This window comes from Fulvivirga sp., from assembly GCF_040220315.1.
Lineage (GTDB): Bacteria > Bacteroidota > Bacteroidia > Cytophagales > Cyclobacteriaceae > Fulvivirga.
In genome coordinates, this window is sequence record NZ_JAVJUY010000351.1 from 1 (window position 1) to 15,776 (window position 15,776).

Sequence of the window (15,776 nt, forward strand, 5' to 3'; positions counted from 1 at the left end):
CGAAGATTTAGGTGCTACAGTGTCCCCTGAGCCACCTGTGTTTCAACCTTCTTTGCCACCAGCACAATTGACATTTAGTTGGGATACTGAGTGTTTGGATATTAGAGATCAACCATATTCAGTTGTATTTAAAATAACAGACAACCCACCTCAAGGCCCGAAGCTTGTAAGCTTTGCAACATGGAATATTACCATAGTGGGCCCAAGTCCAGATTTAAATAATGTTCAGCAAGATGGGCAGGGTATTCGACTGGATTGGTCACCCTATTTTTGCCAGAATGCCGAACTAATTCAAGTTTGGAGGCGTGTAGATTCTAATCCGTATGAACCTGACGAATGTGAAACCGGCATTCGTGAAAATGCAGGCTATTCATTGATTGCGGAAACCAATCCTACAGCCACGACCTATCGCGACACGCAACTAGCAGCAGCGGCAAAATATTGCTACAGATTAGTGGCCAAATTTCCAGATGTGCCTGGCGGTGAAAGCATTGTATCACAGGAACTGTGCTTTGAATTCGTTCCGGCTGAAACACCTATTATCACACACGTTACTGTAGAAGAAACCAGCGAAACCAATGGTGAAATTGTGCTTGCATGGCGCGCTCCGTTTGAGTTAGGCACATTCCCGGCTGACCCTGTTTATAGAATTTACAGGGCAGAAGGATTTGCTGGTGGTAATTATCAGCAAATAGCTGAAGTAAACGGTTTAGGTCTTGATAGTATTGGTTTCAGAGATACAAATCTGGATACACATGGTAAGGTGTATAACTATCAGGTGGCTTTACTAGATCCTACTTCTTCAACAGGTACAGACGAGATAATGTCAGCCTCAGCTTCAGCGGTTAGATTGGAAGTAGCGCCACAGTTTGGCAGAATTCAACTGGATTGGGCAGCAGTTGTGCCATGGTCAAATACAATAATCTCACCTCCGGAAGATAGTGAGCATTTAATATTTAGAGGTTTGGAAGGCCAGTCACAAGATCAATTTACCTTGTTAGAAAATTTAGACGTGACACAATACGGATTCTCATATACTGATTCTGTTAATCTTTCAGATGAGCAAATATATTGCTACAGGGTTCTTACGAAAGGTACTTATGGTAACCCGGCCATCAATAGTCCCCAATTAAATTTTTCACAAATTATTTGCGCTCAACCAAGTGATTCGATAGCTCCATGTGCACCTGTTGTATCTTTAAGTGGCAGAACCTGCGAAGACTTCTTAGCAACCAGTAGCTGTGATTTCAATGATTTTGAAAACCAGATTTCTTGGTCAACTGAATTTGTTGGAGAATGTGAAAATGATGTTCGTCTGTACGAGGTGTATTATTCTCCTACAACGATAGCTAGTTTTGAGTTAATTGCAGAAGTCACAGACACTACATTTCTTCACGAGAACTTACCATCTTTTAAAGGCTGTTATCAAGTAAGGGCGGTTGACAGGTCTGGTAATTTTAGTGAATTTAGTAATACTTTCTGTGTTGATAATTGTCCAAACTACGAGCTGCCGAATGTTTTTACACCGGGCAATAATGATGGTTGTAACGATTTTTTTAGTGCCTATAATGGTGGAGGAAATATCATTGGTGAAGATGGCAGCAGCCTTGGAGATTGCGGAGTGATTGATGCAACTAAATGTGCACGTTTTGTTCGCAGGGTGGAGTTTACAGTTTACAACAGATGGGGGAATAGTGTTTATACCTATACTGGAACATCAGGAACAGAGAATTCCATTTTAATTAATTGGGATGGCACGTCTGATAGTGGAACAGAGCTTCCTTCAGGTGTATATTACTATTCTGCCGATGTAACCTTCGATTTGGTAGATCCATCAAAATCTACGAAGCAATATAAAGGATGGATACATCTCGTTCGGTAGTTATTCCAGATAAACCCATTATTTTTTTTGATGGTGTATGCAATTTATGCAATGGTGCCGTAGACTTTATTTTAAGAAAGGATAAACGAGAACGTTTCGTTTTTGAATCGCTTCAATCAGACAATGCTCAGTTATTACTAGGCACGCAGCATACTAAATCCCTAGAGTATATTGTTGTGCTTACAACTGCTAAGGAAGTTCTGGTTAAAAGTAAAGCGGTCTTTTTCATTGCACGCCAGCTTGGTGGTTGGGTAAAACTTATTTCATTTTTCAGGGTTTTACCACTCATATTTACCGATTTTGTCTACAAGATTATTGCTAAACACAGGTATTCACTATTTGGTAAGCGTTCTACTTGCCGCTTGCCTGATCCGAATATGAAACTTAGATTTTTAGAAGGGTATCAAAATAATTAGTTTTGGCCACTTGTTTAGATAAACCTTTAACTTACTAATATGAAAGCATATGTGTTCCCGGGACAGGGTGCCCAGTTTAGCGGAATGGGTAAAGAAATATACGAATCCAACCCTAAAGCGAAAGAACTATTTGATCAGGCTAACCAGATTTTAGGATTTAAGATAACCGATATTATGTTTGAAGGCACTGCCGAAGAACTAAAGCAAACAAAGGTTACTCAACCAGCAGTATTTCTTCACTCAGTAATTTTGGCATTAACCACCGATGGTTTTAAACCTGATATGGTAGCTGGCCATTCGTTGGGTGAATTTTCTGCCTTGGTGTCTAACCAAGCACTGAATTTTGAAGACGGATTAAAATTGGTTTATCAACGGGCTTTGGCTATGCAAAAGGCATGTGAAGTGAATCCATCAACCATGGCGGCAATCTTAGGACTGGATGATAAAGTGGTTGAAGATGTTTGTGCTTCTATAGATGAAGTAGTTGTTGCAGCAAATTATAACTGCCCGGGGCAATTAGTTATATCTGGTTCGAATAAAGGTATTGAAATTGCTTGCGAAAAAATGAAAGAGGCAGGTGCAAAAAGAGCGCTGCCGCTTCCAGTGGGTGGCGCATTTCATTCTCCATTAATGGAGCCTGCCAGAACTGAATTAGCAGCGGCCATTGAGAATACCACATTCAATAAGCCGATTTGTCCTGTGTATCAAAATGTGAATGCACAGCCATCGTCTGATGTTGATGAAATCAAGAAGAATCTTATATCGCAACTAACAGCACCTGTAAGATGGACACAATCTGTGCAAAATATGGTAAAAGATGGTGCAACTGAGTTTATTGAATCGGGCCCTGGAAAAGTATTACAAGGTCTTGTGAAAAAGATAGCTCCTGAAGCAGAAGTAAGAAGTATTTAATAGTATTACTGCACGACCTTCTTCACTTCAGAAGTGTCGTGCAGTTGTGCCAACAGTTCTTTGTTTGATTTACCAAGCTCTGGATTGATAAATTCAGCTGCCAACTCAACCAACGGAATCAAAGTAAACTTTCTGTCTGCAATGCCTGGATGCGGTACATGAAGCTCATCCTCTTTGATCACATTATTGTCATAGTAAAGAATATCGATATCTATGATTCGTTCACCCCATTTTTCATAGCGTATTCTCCCCAATTCAGTTTCTAAAGCCAAAATATGAATGAGTAACTCCTGGGCAGATAAATGCGTATCTATCTCCAAAACCTGATTATAAAAAGAAGGTTGGTCAGTTTTGCCCCACGCTGACGTTTCGTATAAGGCAGATTGCCTTTTTATGGTGCACACTTTTGATAAGGCCTGCTTTGCATTAAAAATATTTACTTTCTTATCACCCAAATTTGTCCCTAACAGCAGATATTTTCCGATCATCATTTAAATACTAAAAAACTAATACTCAGTTATTAATAAAGCGTTACAGTAAGTAAATTTGAAGCTTAATTATAACACATATGAACTTCTTAAAGAATATTTTATCTACTCTAATAGGACTTTTTCTATTCAGTTTAATAGCGGTCTTTTTAGTTGTAGGCATTGTTTCCTCTCTTTCAGAGAGTGAGAAATACGTTTTAGAGGATAATTCAATCCTGCACTTAAAGTTAAATAAGCCCGTTACGGAGCAGGAAATTGACAACCCATTGGAAGAACTTGGCGCATTTGGAGAATCGAGTTCTATTGGGTTAAATAAATTAAAGGAAGCCATAAACAATGCCTCGACAGATGATCAAATAAAAGGAATTTATTTAGAGGTAGAATATTTTTTTGGAGGAATGGCCACCCTTTCTGAAGTGCGCTATGAATTAGAACAGTTTAAAAAGTCTGGAAAATTTATTTATGCCTATGCAGAGTACTATACAGAGGGTGCGTATTACCTTGCAAGTATAGCAGACAAAATTTATTTAAATCCGGCAGGGCAGTTGGAGTTAAACGGCCTAAATGCCAATGTTACATTCTATAAGGGAATGTTCGATAAATTCGGCATAGAACCTCAAATATTTAGGGTAGGGGAATACAAAAGCGCTGTTGAACCCTATATCAGAAAAGATCTGAGCCCAGAGAATGAATTACAACTTACCGAGCTTTTGAATGGATTAAATAACACGATGCTATCTGATATTTCAGCATCAAGAGGTATTGAGTTATCTGTGCTTAAAGAAATGTCTACTAAAATGACAGTGAGAGAAGCTGCAGATGCCATGGAGCAGAAATTAATTGATGAGATTGTTTACGAAGATGAATTTCTGGCTAATTTGAATAGTGCTGCCGGAGTGGACGAACCGCAACTTGTATCCTATAAAAATTATAAGAACACATTTAGTAATTATAAGAGCACCACTAATAAAATAGCTGTTATCGTTGCAGAAGGTGATATTGTTATGGGTAAAGGAGATGAAAACACTGTAGGTTCCGATAAATTCGCCAAACTTATAAGAGAAGCAAGAAAAGATAAATCGGTAAAGGCAATTGTAATTCGTGTGAATTCTTTGGGCGGAGTATTCTTAGCATCCGATGTGATGTGGCGAGAGATAGAGTTAGCAAAAAAGGAAAAACCAGTGATTGCTTCAATGGGCGATTATGCAACCTCTGGCGGGTATTATTTAGCAATGCCTTGCGATACTATTATTGCCCAGCCGAATACGATAACTGGTTCAATTGGCATTTTTGGTATGCTATTTAATTTTTCAGAATTGCTCGAAGATCGCATAGGTATAACTCATGATGAAGTTGCCACTGGTGATTATTCGGGAATGCTTACAGTTACAAGGTCTTTAACTGATGCTGAGAAGTCTATTTTCCAAAAAAGTTTAGAAAAAAACTACGATACATTTATTGCTAAAGCCGCTGAAGGTAGAGGCATGGCTATTGATGATATTCAGAAGGTGGCGTCAGGCAGGGTATGGACAGGAGTACTAGCCAAAGACAATGGTCTGGTTGATTTACTGGGCAACTATGACGATGCCATTCGAATTGCAGCAGAAAAAGCGGGTATTACTGAAGATTATAAGGTGCGCTATTATCCCGAATCCAAACCCTTTTTCGAGAAACTAATTGAAGATTTAGAAGGTCAGGCGAAAGCAAGCATTGTAAAATCAGAAGCTGGAGAGCTTTATCCATATATTGAATCTTTGAAAAAGATTAAGCATCTTGAAGGAGCTCAGGCAAGGTTTTCACTTGAGATGGAAATAAATTAAAACTTTACTCTCTCAATTGAATATAATCCTTTTATTTTGACCTTATGGAAATTAGAAACAACTGGACAAGAGAAGAAATTGAAGAGATCTATAATTCTCCAATATTAGATTTAATATATAAAGCAGCAACAGTTCATAGAGAAAACAATGATGCTCAAGAAGTGCAAGTATGTACTCTTTTATCAGTGAAAACAGGTGGTTGCCCAGAGGATTGTGCGTATTGCCCACAAGCCGCCAGGTATCATACTGACGTGAAAGTGCATAAGCTACTACCAACAGAGGAGGTTTTAGCAAAAGCAAAAGAGGCTAAGGATTCTGGTAGTACACGTTTTTGCATGGGAGCGGCCTGGAGAGAAGTGAGAGATAACCGGGATTTTGATAGAGTGTTGGATATGGTAAAGGGTGTGAACTCTATGGGTATGGAAGTTTGCTGTACGTTAGGAATGCTAACAGAGGAGCAAGCACTTAAGCTTAAAGATGCAGGGTTATACGCTTACAATCATAATTTAGATACGAGTGAAGAGCATTATGAAGAAATCATATCTACACGCACGTATAATGATCGTTTAGATACTTTAGAGAACGTGAGAAACGCCAAAATATCGGTTTGCTCAGGGGGAATAATAGGGTTAGGTGAGAGTGAAAGTGATCGTATTGGAATGCTTCATACGCTTGCAACATTACCCGAGCACCCAGAATCTGTTCCTGTGAATGCATTAGTGCCTGTAGAAGGTACACCACTGGAAGAACAACCTCGGGTGTCAGTTTGGGAAATGATCAGAATGATAGCTACTGCCAGGATTATTATGCCAAAAGCAATGGTGCGGCTTTCTGCTGGTAGGGTAAGGATGAACATGGAGGAACAGGCATTATGTTTTATGGCAGGTGCCAACTCCATATTTGCCGGTGATAAATTATTAACAACTCCGAACCCTGATTCAGTGGAAGACAAAGAGATGTTTCAAACATTAAATCTCAAACCAAGAAAAGCTTTTAAAGGCGAGGCTTCAGTAAAATTTGAACAGATACCGGGAGTATAGCTCTTCATTAAATTGCATAAAAAAAGCCCCTGATGGGGCTTTTTTTATGCATTTGCTTCTTTGTTACTATGTCTCTTTCTTTCGTTTTCGTCTAGATAGATCTTACGCATACGAATTGATTTTGGTGTTATTTCCAGGTATTCATCTTTCTGGATATATTCCATTGCTTCTTCCAATGAGAATTTTTTGGCTGGTGCAATTTTAGCATTGTTATCCGATCCAGAAGCTCTCATGTTTGTCAGCTTCTTACCCTTCTGAATGTTCACTACAAGGTCATTGTCTCTTGAATGTTCACCTATCACTTGTCCGGTATATAAATCCTCTCCCGGATCAACGAAAAATACTCCTCTGTCCTGAAGTTTGTCAATAGAGTATGCTGTTCCTGGGCCTGACTCCATAGATATCAAAGACCCATTAATTCTGCCTGGAATATTACCTTTATATGGTGCATACTCCTTAAATCTATGAGTCATAATTGCTTCGCCACCAGATGCAGTTAATACGTTGTTTCTTAATCCAATCAAACCTCTGGCAGGAATATCAAATTCCAAATGCTGCAAATCACCTTTAGGCTCCATGATAGTCATTTCACCTTTTTTAGCACTTACTAACTCTATTACTTTACCGGCAAATTCCTCCGGCACATCAACAACAAGGTGTTCTATTGGCTCATGTCGTGCTCCATCTATTTCTTTGTAGAGCACTTGAGGTTGTCCAACTTGTAGTTCATAGCCTTCCCTTCGCATAGTCTCAATCAATACCGATAAATGGAGGATACCTCTACCAAATACGTTGAATTTATCTTCTGAATTGGTGGTTTGAACTCTTAATGCAAGGTTTTTTTCTGTTTCTTTAAATAAACGGTCTCTTAAATGCCTTGATGTAACAAACTTACCTTCCTTACCAAAGAATGGGGAATTATTAATAGTGAAGAGCATACTCATCGTAGGTTCATCAATGGCAATTCTCGGAAGTGGTTCGGGCTTTTCAAAGTCGGTAACCGTATCACCAAGCTCAAAGTCTTCGATGCCCACAAGTGCGCAGATATCTCCAGACCCAACTTCTGTTACTCGTTTCTTGCCTAATCCTTCAAATACATGGACTTCCTTTATTTTAATTTTTTTAACTGAGCCATCTTTTTTACAGATACCAAGGTTGGCGCCTTCTTTAATTGTACCCTGTGCTACCCTACCAATGGCTATTCTACCCACAAAAGAGGAGAAATCCAACGATGTAATTCTCAATTGAGGCACACCATCCTTCGATGGGGCAGGCGGAATGTGCTCAATGATACCATCAAGTAATTCAAATATGTTATCCGTTGGTTTTTTCCAATCGGAGCTCATCCAGCCGTGTTTTGATGAACCATAGAATGTTGGGAAATCCAACTGGTCTTCTGTAGCATCCAAGTTGAACATCAAATCAAACACCTGTTCATGAACTTCGTCAGGTCTGCAGTTTTCTTTGTCTACTTTGTTTACAACTACTATTGGTTTTAAGCCAAGAGCTAGTGCTTTACTTAATACAAACCTCGTTTGTGGCATAGGGCCTTCAAACGCATCTACAAGAAGTAGTACGCCATCAGCCATTTTAAGAACACGTTCCACTTCGCCTCCAAAATCGGAGTGACCGGGTGTGTCGATAATATTTATTTTTACGTCTTTATATCTAACGGATACATTCTTAGAAGTAATAGTGATACCTCTTTCTTTTTCGAGGTCACCGTCATCAAGAATTAAGTCGTCTGTTTCCTGATTTTCCCTAAGAATTTTAGAAGCGTGGATGATCTTATCCACGAGAGTAGTTTTGCCATGATCAACGTGGGCGATTATGGCAACATTTCTAATATTTTGCATGCTTTGAAATTAAGCTGCAAAGCTAGATAAATTACATAAGAGAAGAACTGGGTTCGTGTATTATATTTTTATTAACACAAACCCAGTTTCAATGTAAGGTTTTATACGAAAAGTGCAATTTTTATTGCACATTTTCAATAATATGAGCAAAAAGAACCTGTTCCGCATGTACGGTGAATTGTAGAATAAAGTGGAGAAGTTACTATTTGTCTAGAAAGAAGCGTCTTCTTTCACAATTCCACTCAAAGGTTCATTCGTAGATTGAACACTTCGTTCTTTTTTCTCAAACTGACTTTTTTCGATAGTGATAAATGCGAACGATCCTAAGATTGCAACAATCACTGCGGTAATTAATATTTTAGATTTCATAATGGTAGAATTTAAATTTTAAAATGTGCCGTCATCTTTTGTAACACCTTCTGTTTTTTTGCTGTTAAGGTCGTCAGAGGGGTTAATTTCCTCTTCTGAGCAAGAATATAATGTACCAGTCAGCAGTAATTCGGCAAGTAATTTCAGTAATGATTTTTTCATGATTTTTAGTCTTTAATTTTAATTAGTCATTAATTCATTTTAGTCAATCGAGTATATCACTCAATATGGATTTAATGAATACATTAATTATATTCACGTTCCTTCAACCTCAACAAGTGAGCCTTAGGAATAACAAATGATAATATGAATCATCTCATCCTTATAATAGTTGGTTACTCAAAATTGAGATATTAAAAGATACTATGCTGGTTAATTATGGCAAGAAGCTTACAGGTGTTTGATATGTTAGGTATTATTTCTAGAAAATTACTATTAGTCCTGGTTTTATGTGTGCCTACATGCCTTTTTTCCAATAATAAAGCAGATTCACTATTAAATAAATTAAATAATGCACCAGAGAAAGAGCAGCCATCTATATTGATGGATTTATTTGTAGCTAAGTTGAGTAATTTGGATAGCGCACTACTCATAGCAAATAGTGCTAGCAACCTTGCCAAAAAAATAGGTGATAGTTTAAATTATGTTAGGGCAGAATATGCCATTGCGTATGTACATAAAAATGCTGGAAATTTTCAAGAGGCACTTATTCATTATAAAGCTGCCCTAAAATCTGCTCGAATTAATGGTATTAAGGATAGAGAAAAAGCTTCTTTGAATGGTTTGGCACTAACTTATTATTCAATTTCTAAATTCGATTTAGCTCTGCGATACCATTTTGAGTCTTTGAAACTGCGTGAAGAGGAAGAAGATAAGGAAGCTATTGCAATCGCTTGCAATAATATAGGGTTGGTCTACTATCAGCTCAATGACTATAATAAGGCCTTAATTTATTTTGAAAGATCTAAGCAAATAGAAGAAGAGGAGGAATATAAAAGTGTTTATGGTACCTATACCAATATGGGATTAACCTATATCGGTTTAGGTAGATACCAGGATGCACTTTCATACTTCAATAGAACCATAGAAAAATGCACAGATCAATGCTCTGAATTGATTCTGGTAGAAGCTTATTTGGGAAAAGGAATTTGTCTTCAATTTTTTAAAGAAACTGAGCAAGCACAGCTTAATTACATGACAGCACTTCAGATTGCAAGAAGAAATGACTTTAGAATAAAGCGGGCATCTATTTATAACAACTTGGCGACTATCTATATTGATATGGAAGAATTCTCTAAAGCTATCGACTATTTAGATTCAAGTCAAAATATAGCAGTAGAAGCCAGAACGCCTAGAATGGTTGAGAATAATTATAAAGAATATGCCAAAGTAGCATTTGCACAAAAAAAATACGAAGAAGCCTACAAATACCAAGTTTTATACGATTCTGTAAGTAACGAAATCCTCAATGAAGTAATCGCTAAAAACCTGCTTCAAATCCAGGTAGATTTTGAAGAACGCGAGAACCTTGAGATTATAGAACTACAGAACAAGGAGATTAATAGAAGAACAACATTATTATTTTTGGCTGTTGTTATATCTGTGCTTACCGCCTTGGTTGTAATACTACTTTACAGAAACAACAACGTACGTAAAAGAGTGAATAAAAGACTTCGAAAAGCTAATGACACTATTGAAGAACAAAATAGGAAGCTGGTAGATCTTAATTCTGAATTAGAAGTACGGGTAAAAGAACGTACAGAGGAATTGCGCGCTTCGAATGCTGCACTTATTAAATCAAACCATGAACTAGATAACTTTATTTATAAAACATCGCATGACATCCGCGGCCCATTAGCCACTTTGCAGGGTATCTGTAATATTGCTTTAATGGATATTAAAGATACTATGGCCGTTGATTATTTTCAGAAGCTTAGCAAAACAGCATCTAAACTGAACAGGATACTCTCTAAGTTGCTCATTGTTAATCAGATAAATAACTCTTTACCCACAAAAGAAACATTTGATTTTAGCCAATTGGTAGTGGATGTTGTAGATGAAAACAAGATTGGCTACATCAAGAAGGAAATTAATGTATTAATTAAAGGCGAAGAACATTTGCAGGTATCGAGTGATCCTGAACTGTTGAAAATTATAGTATCTAATATTATTAATAATGCATTTAAATTTCACGATGCTTCAGAAAAGGTAGTGAGCTTCATTGAAATCTCTTTTACAAATAGTAATAATCAACTGGTATTTGAGGTGGTTGATAATGGTTTGGGAATAAATGATACCATCTCGGATCAGATTTTTGATATTTTTTCCAAAACCTCAGAAATACAAGATTCAGCCGGCATGGGTCTTTACTTAGTAAAGCTAGCCGTTGATAAATTAGGTGGTGAAATCATAGTATCAAAAACAGACCAAAGCCACACCAAATTCAGAATGACTGTCTCATTGGTATAATTGAGGTTGGTATTATAACGGTTTTTTAATAACTTTCTCTATTATGTTTCGCACCATTAATGAGAAAATTAGGCTTACTTTTCTTCATTGTATATACACTATCCATTTCTGCCAATGGACAAGATGAGCTGTTAAAACAAAAAATAGATTCCCTTAACCAACTTACTATTCAGTTATGGCTTAATTATACTGATAGTGCCATCAATTATGCATACGAAGCTTATCGTCTCTCCCAACAAACGGATGACAAAGAACTAATATGTATTTCTCTGAGATTAATTGGAGGCGCCTATTACTACCTGGGGGATTATGATTCTGTTATTTTCTATAATGACCAAGCCTTAAAAATTGCCAAAGAAATTGATGACCAGGAATTAATAAATAATGCATTAAATAATTTGGGTCTTGCTAATTATAGCCTTGGTTCATATCAGAGTGCGTTGGAATATCTTCTAAGGTCTTTAAGCATGAAGCGTACCCTTGGCCAGGAGTATGGGTTAGGCACAACCCTAAATAATATTGGACTGGTATATGTGAGGCTTAAAGATTATAAGAAAGCCCGCGAATATTTTTTAGAGGCACTAGCTGTTGCCGAGCGGCAAAATGATCCTAATTTATTATTGTATTCACAGAATAATACAGCCCAAACCTATTTACATGAAGGCAATCTTCCTAAAGCTGAATATTATTTTCAGCTTTCGTTGGCGGTAGATGTTGATAATAAAATATGGAAATCTGTTACTTACGCAGGTCTCGGTCAGATTCATCAGCAAAAAGCTGATTATGAAAAGGCGAATGGATATTTAAAAAAATCGGCTGAAATGCGAAATGCCATAGGTGATAAACGAGGTATTTCTGAAATTCTCTATTTGCAAAGCAGGCAAGCCCTCTATAAACAAAAGTATGATAGTGCTATTTATTTGTTGAACCAAAGTCAAGATATAGCTATTGAAATTGGGGCCAAAGATAGAATGTTCGATAATTTAGAACAGTACGTAGACATTTATTCAGATATTAACAATGAGGCCAAGGCATTTGAATATCAATCACAATTGTTAATGCTACGTGATACTCTTTTTAATGAAAATCTGGCTAGAAATTTAGCAACCATTCAATTGGAAATTCAAGATGAACAAAATCAACAATTATTAGCAAAAAAGGATCAGGAACTCACCGCCAACAGACGATTTGTCATGGTTCTAATTGCTGTGATAATAGCCATTGTTTTATTAATTGTTGTTGTTTATAACCAACTGAGAATAAATAGAAAAAAGAATGAAACACTCAAAATTAGAAATATTGAAATTTCTCTTCAGAATGAAGAAATTGAGGCTCAAAAGGAATCTTTAGAAGAAAAAAATAGCGAATTAGAGAGGGCTCAGGCACTAATAAGCATACAAAATGAAAAGCTCGAGGAATATAATAAAAAACTCAAATCGGCTGTAGAAGAAAAAACAGATTTACTAAAAGAAAGAAATGATCAGTTGATGTTGGCCAATATTGAGTTGGATAATTTTATATATAAATCATCTCATGATATTAAAGGGCCGTTGGCTACATTGCTTGGCATGTGTCATGTTGCACTGCTCGATATAAAGGAGCAAAAGGCATCTGACTACTTTAACAAACTGTATAGTGCTGCTCTTGACTTAAACGCTATACTAACCAGGTTAAAAACCATCAGCGAAATTTCTAATTTGGAGTTGACTATTGAAGAAGTACAAATAAAGCAAATAATTGCAGGTTGTGTTGAACAGAATAAAAAGATTGAGGGTGATGAGAGTATCAATGTGAATTTAACATTTAAGCTTGATGGTCCTTTCGAGTCAGACAGTGCCCTCATGGACTTAATCTTTTTCAATTTGATTCAGAGCATCTTAAAAATGAGGGGCGAAACGAATCAGGGAAAGGCCATTGATATAATTATTGATAAAGATGATACAAATATCATAATCGATTTGGTTGATGAAGGAAGCAGTAACGTAAAAAGTGAGTTAGGCGATGTATTTGCGCTATTTAAGAAATCTGCACTACAACATAGAACACTTGGGTTAGGATTGTACATCGTTAAACAATCCATATTAAAACTAGACGGTAATATTGCGTTACTTGATGATAAAAACCACACCCATTTTAAAATAACCTTACCAATAGTTTAATCTGTTCTATTACCATCAATCTACTATCTTTGTGCGCTGAAAGATAGACTCAATGAATAACAAAGATTTCAAAAGATATACCGTTACTGCGGCTTTGCCTTATGCAAATGGCCCTGTTCACATAGGTCATTTAGCAGGTGTATATGTGCCTTCCGATATTTATGTGAGGTATTTAAGAAGTAAAGGTAAAGATGTAGCCTTTGTTTGCGGATCTGATGAGCATGGTGTGGCGATTACTCTACGTGCAAAAAAAGATGGCATAACACCAAAACAAGTGGTTGATAAGTATCATCATCTTATAAAAGAGTCTTTTGAAAAATTCGGCATAGATTTCGATATCTATTCAAGAACTTCCTCTAAAACACACCATGAAACCTCATCGGCTATTTTTAAAAAAATGTTTGATAAAGGCGTTTTTGAAGAACAAACCTCATCACAGTATTATGATGAGGAGAATCAACAGTTTTTGGCTGATAGATACATTATAGGTACCTGCCCTAATTGTAAAAATGAAAATGCTTATGGCGATCAGTGCGAGAAATGTGGGTCTTCATTAAGTCCTTCAGAGTTAATTAACCCCAGATCTGCTTTAAGTGGCGCGGCACCAGTAAAGAAGGAGACAAAACATTGGTACCTGCCCATGAATAAATATGAAGGCTGGCTAAAGAAATGGATTCTGGAAGATCACAAAGAGTGGAAGTCGAATGTATATGGTCAATGCAAATCCTGGTTAGACAATGGCTTAATGCCACGTGCAATGACACGCGATCTTGATTGGGGTGTTAAGGTGCCTGTAGAAGGAGCAGAAGGAAAGGTGTTGTATGTTTGGTTTGATGCACCTATCGGATATATTTCTGCAACTAAGGAATGGGCTGAAGCAAACGGTAAAGATTGGGAGCCATACTGGAAGAGTGACGAGACCAAACTAGTGCATTTTATAGGTAAAGATAATATTGTATTCCATTGTATCATATTCCCATCTATTTTGAAGGCAGATGGTGATTTTATATTGCCTGATAATGTTCCGGCCAATGAGTTTCTGAATTTGGAAGGTAATAAGATAAGCACTTCAAAAAACTGGGCTGTTTGGTTGCATGAATATTTAGAAGAGTTTCCTGGCAAAGAAGATGTCCTTAGGTACGCCCTTTGCACCAATGCTCCGGAAACTAAGGATAACGACTTTACTTGGAAAGATTTTCAGGCTAGAAATAATAACGAACTTGTAGCTATTCTTGGAAACTTTATTAACCGGGCTTTGGTGTTAACTCATAAGTATTACGAAGGCAAAATCCCAGCTTGTGGAAAGCTGTTTGATATTGATGAGAGTGTTCTTGAAGTGTTGAAAAATGCTCCGCAAAAAATAGAAAAATCGATTAACAATTTCCGGTTTAGAGAAGCTATGGCTGAATTTATAGACGTGGCAAGAACTGGTAATAAATATTTGGCTGATACCGAGCCGTGGAAATTGATAAAAGAAGATGAGGAGCGTGTAAAAACGATAATGAATGTAGCACTTCAGGTGGTGGCCAATTTAACCATTATTGGAGAGCCACTTTTACCAAAGTCTATGATTAAGCTCAAGAATATGCTGAACATAGAATCGCTAAAATGGAGTGAAGCCGGACGAGCGGATATTTTAAAACAAGACCATCAAATTAATAAAGCCGAGTTACTTTTTGAAAAAGTTGAAGACTCGGTAGTAAAGCAACAAATTCAAAAACTGGAAAACACTAAAAAACAAAACGAAATGGAAAATGCACCGGCTAATCCGGCTAAAGATGAAATTGTTTTTGATGATTTCATGAAGATGGACTTACGTGTTGGTACAATACTGGAAGCTGAGGCAGTGCCAAAATCTAAGAAGCTCTTAAAACTAAAAGTTGATACAGGGTTAGACAAACGCACAGTTTTAAGTGGAATAGCCCAGTATTTTGGTCCTGAAGAAGTAGTTGGTAAGCAAGTTACTATTCTTATCAATCTTGCTCCAAGAAAGATAATGGGCGAGGAGTCTCAGGGCATGATTTTAATGGCTGAAGATAAGGACGGGAAATTGCAGTTTATGGAACCTTCAGGAAAAGTATCTCCTGGCTCGCAAATTAGCTAATCGTTAAATTGGTTCATGGTTCTTGCCAGGCCAGCAGTGCAGAAAGAGAGTATCATTTCATTGGCCTTATCAATATACTGCGGTAAGGCCTTAAACTCTTCGTTTTTAAAATTGCTCAACACATAGTCAACCTGATGACCTTTGTGGAAGTCATTTCCAATACCAAACTTCAGTCTTGGGTAATCCTGGCCACCGGTAAGGTCTTCAATATTTTTTAAGCCGTTGTGTCCCGCAGAGCTTCCTTTTGCCCGCATTCTTAAA

12 protein-coding genes and 1 pseudogene are annotated in these 15,776 nt (G+C 37.2%); 8 read left to right on the plus strand and 5 right to left on the minus strand.

From position 1 onward, the window contains the following. The 3 genes from RLO81_RS17810 to fabD form a co-directional block, all read left to right on the plus strand. The coding region (locus RLO81_RS17810; RefSeq protein ID WP_350114880.1) for a T9SS type B sorting domain-containing protein at window positions 1–1,882 on the plus strand (1,882 nt) is incomplete at its 5' end. Further along, complete coding sequence (locus RLO81_RS17815; protein WP_350114883.1) at window positions 1,861–2,298, plus strand: thiol-disulfide oxidoreductase DCC family protein; 438 nt, start codon at window positions 1,861–1,863, stop codon at window positions 2,296–2,298. The genes RLO81_RS17810 and RLO81_RS17815, both read left to right, overlap by 22 nt. 39 nt (window positions 2,299–2,337) lie before the next feature. Continuing rightward, entirely contained in the window at window positions 2,338–3,210 is an 873-nt protein-coding gene (gene fabD / locus RLO81_RS17820; RefSeq protein ID WP_350114886.1) for an ACP S-malonyltransferase, read from the plus strand. 5 nt (window positions 3,211–3,215) lie between these two features. On the opposite strand, the gene folK is transcribed toward fabD, so the two are convergent. Beyond that, window positions 3,216–3,701: a 2-amino-4-hydroxy-6-hydroxymethyldihydropteridine diphosphokinase gene (folK, locus tag RLO81_RS17825; RefSeq protein WP_350114889.1), complete on the minus strand. Its 486-nt coding sequence runs from the start codon at window positions 3,699–3,701 to the stop codon at window positions 3,216–3,218. A gap of 77 nt (window positions 3,702–3,778) precedes the next feature. On the opposite strand from folK, the gene sppA reads away from it, so the two are divergent. Together sppA and bioB are read left to right on the plus strand one after the other, a co-directional pair. Continuing rightward, entirely contained in the window at window positions 3,779–5,518 is a 1,740-nt protein-coding gene (gene sppA / locus RLO81_RS17830) for a signal peptide peptidase SppA (protein WP_350114892.1), read from the plus strand. 44 nt (window positions 5,519–5,562) lie between these two features. Then, complete coding sequence (bioB, locus tag RLO81_RS17835) at window positions 5,563–6,558, plus strand: biotin synthase BioB (RefSeq protein ID WP_350114895.1); 996 nt, start codon at window positions 5,563–5,565, stop codon at window positions 6,556–6,558. Between the two features lie 44 nt (window positions 6,559–6,602). Here bioB and typA read toward each other — a convergent pair whose 3' ends face one another. The 3 genes from typA to RLO81_RS17850 all read right to left on the minus strand — a co-directional run bounded on the left by typA (window position 6,603) and on the right by RLO81_RS17850 (window position 8,945). Further along, window positions 6,603–8,414 (minus strand): translational GTPase TypA, encoded by a 1,812-nt coding sequence (typA, locus tag RLO81_RS17840; protein ID WP_350114898.1) that lies wholly within the window; start codon window positions 8,412–8,414, stop codon window positions 6,603–6,605. Between the two features lie 210 nt (window positions 8,415–8,624). Then, window positions 8,625–8,783, minus strand: a complete 159-nt coding sequence (locus tag RLO81_RS17845; RefSeq protein WP_350114901.1) for a hypothetical protein — start codon at window positions 8,781–8,783, stop codon at window positions 8,625–8,627. An 18-nt stretch (window positions 8,784–8,801) separates the two neighbouring features. Then, a complete protein-coding gene (locus RLO81_RS17850; protein ID WP_350114904.1) occupies window positions 8,802–8,945 on the minus strand; it encodes a hypothetical protein in 144 nt (47 codons plus the stop codon). A 216-nt stretch (window positions 8,946–9,161) separates the two neighbouring features. On the opposite strand from RLO81_RS17850, the gene RLO81_RS17855 reads away from it, so the two are divergent. From RLO81_RS17855 to metG, 3 genes are read left to right on the plus strand one after another with little or no spacing between them, the layout of a single operon-like run. Continuing rightward, window positions 9,162–11,252, plus strand: coding sequence for a tetratricopeptide repeat protein (locus RLO81_RS17855; RefSeq protein ID WP_350114907.1), 2,091 nt, complete (start codon window positions 9,162–9,164; stop codon window positions 11,250–11,252). A gap of 59 nt (window positions 11,253–11,311) precedes the next feature. Then, window positions 11,312–13,411: an ATP-binding protein gene (locus RLO81_RS17860; protein WP_350114910.1), complete on the plus strand. Its 2,100-nt coding sequence runs from the start codon at window positions 11,312–11,314 to the stop codon at window positions 13,409–13,411. A gap of 52 nt (window positions 13,412–13,463) precedes the next feature. Beyond that, window positions 13,464–15,515: a methionine--tRNA ligase gene (gene metG / locus RLO81_RS17865; protein ID WP_350114913.1), complete on the plus strand. Its 2,052-nt coding sequence runs from the start codon at window positions 13,464–13,466 to the stop codon at window positions 15,513–15,515. On the opposite strand, the pseudogene RLO81_RS17870 reads toward metG, so the two are convergent. Next, window positions 15,512–15,776 (minus strand): annotated as a pseudogene (locus RLO81_RS17870) (aminoacyl-tRNA hydrolase); the annotation flags it as partial. The gene metG and the pseudogene RLO81_RS17870 overlap by 4 nt on opposite strands.

What these genes read in the sequence shown, in the direction of transcription:
- RLO81_RS17855 (WP_350114907.1), top strand. Translation starts at nt 9,162, where the DNA reads ATGGCAAGAAGCTTACAGGTGTTTGATATGTTAGGTATTATTTCTAGA.
- RLO81_RS17850 (WP_350114904.1), bottom strand. Translation starts at nt 8,945, where the DNA reads ATGAAAAAATCATTACTGAAATTACTTGCCGAATTACTGCTGACTGGT.
- fabD (WP_350114886.1), top strand. Translation starts at nt 2,338, where the DNA reads ATGAAAGCATATGTGTTCCCGGGACAGGGTGCCCAGTTTAGCGGAATG.
- RLO81_RS17845 (WP_350114901.1), bottom strand. Translation starts at nt 8,783, where the DNA reads ATGAAATCTAAAATATTAATTACCGCAGTGATTGTTGCAATCTTAGGA.
- RLO81_RS17815 (WP_350114883.1), top strand. Translation starts at nt 1,861, where the DNA reads ATGGATACATCTCGTTCGGTAGTTATTCCAGATAAACCCATTATTTTT.
- bioB (WP_350114895.1), top strand. Translation starts at nt 5,563, where the DNA reads ATGGAAATTAGAAACAACTGGACAAGAGAAGAAATTGAAGAGATCTAT.
- sppA (WP_350114892.1), top strand. Translation starts at nt 3,779, where the DNA reads ATGAACTTCTTAAAGAATATTTTATCTACTCTAATAGGACTTTTTCTA.
- RLO81_RS17860 (WP_350114910.1), top strand. Translation starts at nt 11,312, where the DNA reads ATGAGAAAATTAGGCTTACTTTTCTTCATTGTATATACACTATCCATT.
- folK (WP_350114889.1), bottom strand. Translation starts at nt 3,701, where the DNA reads ATGATGATCGGAAAATATCTGCTGTTAGGGACAAATTTGGGTGATAAG.
- typA (WP_350114898.1), bottom strand. Translation starts at nt 8,414, where the DNA reads ATGCAAAATATTAGAAATGTTGCCATAATCGCCCACGTTGATCATGGC.
- metG (WP_350114913.1), top strand. Translation starts at nt 13,464, where the DNA reads ATGAATAACAAAGATTTCAAAAGATATACCGTTACTGCGGCTTTGCCT.